Origin of the sequence: Enterococcus sp. 12F9_DIV0723 (genome assembly GCF_002174375.1) — a bacterium.
Classification (GTDB): Bacteria; Bacillota; Bacilli; order Lactobacillales; family Enterococcaceae; genus Enterococcus_A; species Enterococcus_A gilvus.
Genome location: NZ_NIBK01000001.1, coordinates 1583614 through 1590020, shown reverse-complemented (window position 1 = coordinate 1590020; position 6407 = coordinate 1583614). Strand labels below are relative to the sequence as shown.

5 protein-coding genes are annotated in these 6407 nt (G+C 36.2%); 3 read left to right on the top strand and 2 right to left on the bottom strand.

Annotation, left to right across the window (positions count from 1 at the left end; translation table 11 throughout):
- The first annotated feature begins 129 nt into the window (after nt 1-129).
- The 3 genes from A5868_RS07590 (at nt 130) to cutC (ending at nt 4148) form a co-directional block, all read left to right on the top strand.
- Nucleotides 130-1137 carry a DMT family transporter gene (locus A5868_RS07590; RefSeq protein WP_086303955.1) on the top strand — a complete coding sequence of 336 codons (1008 nt, stop codon included), beginning with the start codon at nt 130-132 and terminating at the stop codon, nt 1135-1137.
- Nucleotides 1138-1140: 3 nt separating this feature from the next.
- Complete coding sequence (locus tag A5868_RS07585; protein ID WP_086303957.1) at nt 1141-1431, top strand: hypothetical protein; 291 nt, start codon at nt 1141-1143, stop codon at nt 1429-1431.
- Nucleotides 1432-1775: 344 nt separating this feature from the next.
- The gene (gene cutC, locus A5868_RS07580; RefSeq protein ID WP_254908297.1) at nt 1776-4148 is read left to right on the top strand and encodes a choline trimethylamine-lyase; all 2373 of its coding nucleotides are present in this window, start codon (nt 1776-1778) and stop codon (nt 4146-4148) included.
- A 70-nt stretch (nt 4149-4218) separates the two neighbouring features.
- On the opposite strand, the gene A5868_RS07575 is transcribed toward cutC, so the two are convergent.
- Complete coding sequence (locus A5868_RS07575; RefSeq protein WP_087654137.1) at nt 4219-4974, bottom strand: response regulator transcription factor; 756 nt, start codon at nt 4972-4974, stop codon at nt 4219-4221.
- A gap of 8 nt (nt 4975-4982) precedes the next feature.
- Nucleotides 4983-6173, bottom strand: coding sequence for a histidine kinase (locus A5868_RS07570; RefSeq protein WP_087654136.1), 1191 nt, complete (start codon nt 6171-6173; stop codon nt 4983-4985).
- Nucleotides 6174-6407: the final 234 nt, after the last annotated feature.

Below are 6407 nucleotides of genomic sequence, written 5' to 3'. Positions count from 1 at the left end.
CCTCAATGTATAATTACATCCTTCTATTCTGATTTATAATTATTTTGTAGATGTTTTCACGATGCAATTTGTATGCGTTTACTTGTTCGACGTCGTAAAACACTAACAATTGATTTTGAGGTGAATTGAATGGAAGAAAATTTAAAAGGAAAGGCATCACCCGCATTTTCAATGAAGCAAAAAATGACTACTACTTTTACTAGACAAGGCTTAGCGGCTGGGTTTATTTCAGCGATTGCATTTGGCCTGTACAGTACTGTATCTGCTTACGCCATGATGAAGGAACCATTAGTTGGTGCTGCAGGTCTTTTTGCTGCTCCCTTCGTCGCATCTGCACTTAATGATACAATTGCAGCGATTTGGCTTATTTTATTCAATGTTGTAAAAGGAAGATTTAAAGAAATCGGCCGAAGTTTAGCGATTTTTCCAGGTTTGATGGTTATTCTGGGTGCACTATTTGGGGGACCCATTGCCAACGGTGCCTACCTAATAGGAATTGCGTCGGCTGGGACTGCAGCGATTCCTATTTCCGCTTTATTCCCTATGTTCGGAGCGATTTTCGCAAAAATGTTTTTAAAACAAGACATTTCCAAACGAGTCGCGGGAGGAATGGTCATTTGTATCGCAGGTGCAATCATGATTTCTATGGACGGCGGCGGATCAGTTGGCGATAACTTTTTCTTTGGAATAATTTGTGCTTTTATAGCTGCAATCGGTTGGGGAATGGAGGGCGTATTTTCAGCCTTTGGTATGTCCATGATCGATTCAAACATTGCAATTACGATTCGACAAGGCGTTTCAGGAATTGTCTTTATTATTGTCGTTCTTCCAATCTTCAATTCTTTAGGACTATTTGTTGATGTATTAGCTTCACCTAATCTTGTCTTAATTATAGCTTTAGGCGCTCTATTTGCAGCCGGTTCTTTCTTGGCATGGTATGTAGCAAATAGTAAAGTTGGTGTAGCAACAGGTATGTCTATCAATAGTACCTATGTATTGTGGGGAGTCGTTTTTTCAGTGATTTTCCTACACAGCTCTTTGAGTCCTATGATGCTTATAGGTGCGATTGTTATTACTGCTGGCGCAATCATTGTATCTGTAAATCCAATGGACTTTATCAAAAAGAAGGAGGCCTAGTCGATGCTATTACCAATTCGTTCGAGGGTTTTACATTTCATTGGCAGCAATCAAAATAGTAAGAACAATATCAATACCGTCATGGAAGGGCTTAAGCCTGAGTATGGTACAGAGAGACAATTCACTTATGCGAACTTTCTTGATCATCTCCTATCTTTGAAAGAGAACGGTTTGATTGATGAAGACACATACGAGATTGACGGAAAAGGACAGTTAGTCATTGATTACGTGATCAACGAAGAAGGACTTAATACAATCAATAAATACCTTCCTCAAAAGTGGCGATTAAAATAAGTAATCAGCCAACTTGGTATAATTACCTGATTCATTAAAAAAAAAAATTTTAAATGGCATGACAAAACTACTTTTTGTCATGCCATTTTTTACTCAATTCTCGACTATACTCAATGTAATCACTACTTTTTCATCAAGTAATTTATTCGAAACTTAGCAAGTATCCTATTTTGCAAAAAATAAAATAAAAATATTATTGAATTATCCAAGAAAGTCCGGTTAATTCACTTTTCTACCAAAATGAAAACAAAAATCCAATCTTATTCACTCGAATTTTCCATTTGATTTATTGCTTCTATGCTATGCTTTTAATAAATAATAGCGCTATCAATAGGAGGATAATAATGGAAAAAAATCGCGTAATTCCAGAACGTTTGCGACTTCTTAAAAAGGCTTACTTGACCGTTACACCCAGTCTCTCTCTCAATAGGGCATTGGCCTACACTGAAATTTATAAAAAATACCCTAATATTCCTAAGAACTTGCAGAGAGCTAAAGGATTTCGTTATGCCTGTGAAACAGCACCCTTACTAATACAAGATAATGAGCTAATTGTTGGCCATCCTTGTGGAAAACCACGCTCCGGTGCATTTTCACCTGACACAGCATGGGAATGGCTCTCTGAAGAGCTAGATGAGATCAGCACTCGTCCTCAAGATCCTTATTACATTAGTGAAGAAGATAAAAAAATTATGCGAGAGCAATTGTTTCCATTCTGGAAAGGGAAATCACTTGCTGAGGCATGTGAAAAGATCATTCGCGCTGAAGATGAAGATTTGTGGGAATTTGGAGCTGAAGCTTGTATTAGTGATTTAACTTACCACATGACTAGTGGTGGTGGTGATACAAGCCCAGGCTACGATATTATTCTATTCAAAAAAGGAATTAATGGACTTAAATTAGAGGCGGAAAAATATTTAGAAAAGGAAACTGACCCAGAAAGAATTAATTTTTATAAAGCAGCACTTGAAACATGTGAAGGTATCTTGATTTACTCAAAGCGTTTATCAACCTATGCCTCTCAATTAGCTGCTTTAGAAAATAATCCGAAACGAAAACAAGAATTGGAAAAGATTTCTGAAGTAACCCAACGTGTACCCGCAAATCCACCAGAAACTTTTCAAGAAGCATTACAATCTATTTGGACAATTCAATCACTTTTTCTTATGGAGGAAAATCAGTGTAGTACTTCATTAGGGAGAATTGATCAATATGTTTTCCCTCACTTCGAGTCAGACTTACGCGATGAGAAAATCACAAGAGAACACGCATTAGAATTAATGGGCTGCTTCATTATTAAATGTTCCGAAATGATCTGGTACACTCCCGGGGCAACAGCAAAGTATTTCGCTGGATATATGCCATTTATCAATATGACTGTTGGTGGTCTAAACCGCGACGGCGGAGATAGCACCAACGACCTGACCTATCTGATTATGGATGCTGTTGAAGCTGTTCGGGTATATCAACCATCGCTTGCTTGTCGCATCCATAATGATTCGCCAAAAAAATATTTAGACAAAATTGTTGATGTAATAAAGGTTGGTGTCGGCATGCCTGCGTGTCACTTTGATGACTCTCATATTAAAATAATGCTGGATAAAGGATTCTCGCCACAAGATGCGCGTGATTACTGTCTGATGGGATGTGTGGAGCCTCAAAAATCTGGACGAATTCATCAATGGACTGCTGGAGGTTTCACTCAATGGCCAATTACTATTGAATTAGCATTAAATCAAGGAATTTTGAAATCTTACGGGCAAAGAAGGTGGCTTGATACTGGCTCTTTGGAGGCCTTTGATACTTATGAGAAATTTGAAGATGCTATAAAACGACAGTTAGACTACTTGATCGATATGAATACTAAAGGGACGAATATGATTCAGGAGATTTTTCGCGACACGACACCTACCCCGTATATGTCTCTTTTCGTTGATGGCTGTATGAAAAATGGACAAGACGTCACGGCGGGCGGAGCTGTTCTTTATGGAGGTCCAGGAACTATTTTTGCTGGTTTAGGAACTTATGTAGACAGTATGGCTGCAATCAAAAAACTCGTATATGATGAAAAAAAATATACTTTATCACAGATAAAAAAAGCTTTGGACGCAAATTGGGACGGCTATGAATTGATGCAGCGTGATTGTAAAAATGCTCCAAAATATGGAAACGATGATGACTATGCAGATTTAATCGCAGCAGATATTATTAAATATACTGAAAATCGTATGAACAATAGTAAATCCTTATATGCACACCATATTCACGGAACTTTATCACAGTCTTTCAATACGCCTCTAGGCGAGATGGTCGGGGCAACACCAAATGGAAGGATTGCTTATGCTCCTTTGTCTGATGCGATGAGTCCCTCACAAGGTGCTGATGTAAAAGGCGCAACCTCCGTTATCAAATCAGTATCGAAGATTCCTGTTGAAGCAATGAGTCTGGGAATGGCTCACAATTTTAAAGTTACAAAAAATTCATTAGATTCTAGTGAAGGACGTGCAGGATTAATTACACTTTTGAGAACCGCTTCTATGTTGGGGAATGGGCAAATGCAATTTAATTGCATTGATAATGCTACACTATTAGATGCTCAGCGTAATCCTGAACAGTATCGAGATTTAATTGTTCGGGTCGCCGGTTACAGTGCCTTTTTCGGTGAATTATGTAAAGAAGTTCAAGATGAAATAATAAGTCGAACAGTCGTACAATAAAATAATCAGATTCCATTCTTAAGTACCGGAATGGAATCTGATTCATTTACTGAAGGGGCAGCTATTTTACTTACGTGAACTGTCTACGTGACTGTTTTCGATATTTGTTTGGTGTCGTCTTCATTTGCTTAAAAAAAACACGATTGAAATATGATGGATCGTTAAACCCGCATTCGTTAGATATACGATAAGAGGGGAAGTCCGAAGTCTCTAACAACTTACAAGCAAATTGAATCCTTAGATTATTTACATAATCCGTATAAGAGAGTCCTATTTCTTTTTTGAATACTCTGCTAAAATATTGAGGGTTCATATATACGTGGGCTGAAACCATTTCTAATGTCAATTTATCACGAAAGTTTTTTTGGATAAACCTAACCGCCTCTTTGATGAAAGCTAGTTTTTCCTCACAATTAGTATTTCCGCGAGTCTCAATAACTGTTTCCTTTGTCTTTTCCATTTGCCCAATAATACGTTCAAGTACTTCCTCTATCTCTTTAGGCTTAACTGGTTTAAGTAAGTATTTTGAGACTTGCATATCAATTGCCTGCTGCGCATACGAAAATTCAGAAAAAGCTGATAAAATAACTACTTTTGCTTCTGGTAAAAAAGTTCGTATGTCCTTCAATACAGTCAACCCATCTTTTTCAGGAATTAATATATCTAGAAATAGAATGTTGGGTCGGTACTTTTGAGCTAGCTCTATAGCTTCTGTCCCTGTTGCACAACTCCAAACTAGACATTCTTCACTAATCTTTGACTCAATTAATGATTGTAAAAAACTTCTCTCCAACTCTTCATCCTCAACGATTAAAATTCGATTCATACCTTCACCTAATTTCTAGGAAACTTTATCCCAACTATACTTCCACTATAATCAGATTTTTTAACAAACAAACCATATTCATTACCAAAATATTGCTTTAATCGACGATCCGTACAGCTAAACCCCAAACTGTTTGTTTGATCGATCGTTCCTTTTTCATTTATTGTGGTTAATACTTTTTGTGGAAATCCATTTCCATCATCCTCTATATAAATGATCACCTCTTCTTTACAGTGGTTGTCTGAATAAATTTTAACAGTTCCGCCATCCCTTTTAGGAGTAATACCATGTATAAGAGCATTCTCTACAATTGGTTGAAGCGTCAGATTCAAAATACGCTGTGACAACAATTCTTTTGAGATATTTATTTCAAAATTTAACCGGTCTTTAAAACGAACCTTTTGAATATACAAATACTTATTAATGTAGTCCAACTCAGCCTTGATTGTGTGTAATTGATTTTCCGATTTCAAAGTATAACGTAAAATATCTGAAAGACAATAAATTAATTCCTCGGTAGTGTGTGAATTTTCAAAATAGGCGGTGCGAGCAATAGAATTTAACGTATTAAATAGGAAATGCGGATTAATCACTAATGAATCATTTTTCGTTTCTAAATCAAGAATCTTCTTTTCTAAGATTTCTTTTTCGATCGACAGCCGTTCAACATCTGTATGGTTATTTAGCACTCTTTCTTCAACATCTAATGCAATATTACTAGATACATGCCCACATATTTGCTCGTAAATTCGAATCTCTTTTTCGTCTACCGTTCCCAATAGAGAAAGTGCTTTAGCAATTTTTTCCTTATCAGCACCCGTTTCATCACTTAATCTAGGAACATCTAATAGGTACTTTTTGTATTCAGTATCTGTAGAAAATGCCTGAACACCAATAATATATCCTAACGTCTCTTTTCCAACAACAATAGGCATATAAATATTCTCCAAACCATATTCACATATGTATCTATGCTCAAGATCATTTTTTAATCGACCCAAACAATAATCACAGACGTTCCCTTCTTCCTTTTTGCAAATAAGTTTACAAAATTCGGGTTCCGGATTAAATTCCATAAGAATTTTCCCCGTATTATCAACTAAGATAAGGGAAATATTGGAAATTGGTATTACACTTCCGTAGCGACCGTACAATCTTTGATCCACTAACTTTTTTAAAGGGTTTTCCATTTTATTCATACTAACAAGTACCACCTTAATCATACCAACTTTATTTCACATACAAGAGTCTCTCATTTGAGAACTGTTCAAAGAAAAGCTAGATCTCCTTTTGTAACCACTTTCTTATTATATTCTTTATTATAAACAAAATTACTTTTAAAAAAAATTCTTTTTTTTAAGGCTGAAACACGTTTGAAGCAAACATTGTTCCAGCCTTCTCATTACTATTAAGTTTTTTGAACTGGTAAAATA